Below are 559 nucleotides of genomic sequence, written 5' to 3'. Positions count from 1 at the left end.
ATTTACAGCAGTCCTGATTTGAATTACGGACAAATATTGGAACGGGTTGTTCGAAGAGATCGTATGGGTATTAGTGAGCTTGCAAGGCGACTAAATGTAAGCAGGCGAACCATTTATAACTGGTTTGAAATKGAAAAACTTAGTCTTGACGTCATTTGTAAAATTGGCTTTGTAATAGGGCATGATTTTTCAAATGAATTTCCCGAAGAGTTTGCTAAAACAAACAACGATACTATTGGTGATTCTCTTGCAGAAACACAAAATGCAGCAGAACAAACGCCTAATGCTATTTAMTATTGGATGGATAGGTATATAAAGTTGCTTGAAAAATTTAATGAGGTTTTGAGCCACGAGATAAAAGATCATGAAACCGTGAGTTAATAAATAGATTAACCAGCACCAAAATAATACTTGTATTTCTTAATCAACTATACCTAAACAAAGAAGGCGCCATATCATGATATGAGCGCCTTTTTTATTTAAATGAGGTTTTGATATAAAATAGGGCCCGTTGATCATTGATCAACGGGCCCTATAATTTTTAGCAAGTGAGATAGAT

Annotated in this window: 1 protein-coding gene; it reads left to right on the top strand. The window is 34.6% G+C overall.

The features are described 5' to 3' along the window. The coding region (locus AC1DRQ_RS32065; protein ID WP_477430290.1) for a hypothetical protein at positions 1-381 on the top strand (381 nt) is incomplete at its 5' end. Between the last annotated feature and the right edge of the window lie 178 nt (positions 382-559).

The sequence above is a fragment of the Mucilaginibacter sp. P4_E8 genome (genome assembly GCF_056401495.1).
Note: the sequence above shows the minus strand (reverse complement) of the source record. Positions and strands in the feature narration are given on the sequence as shown.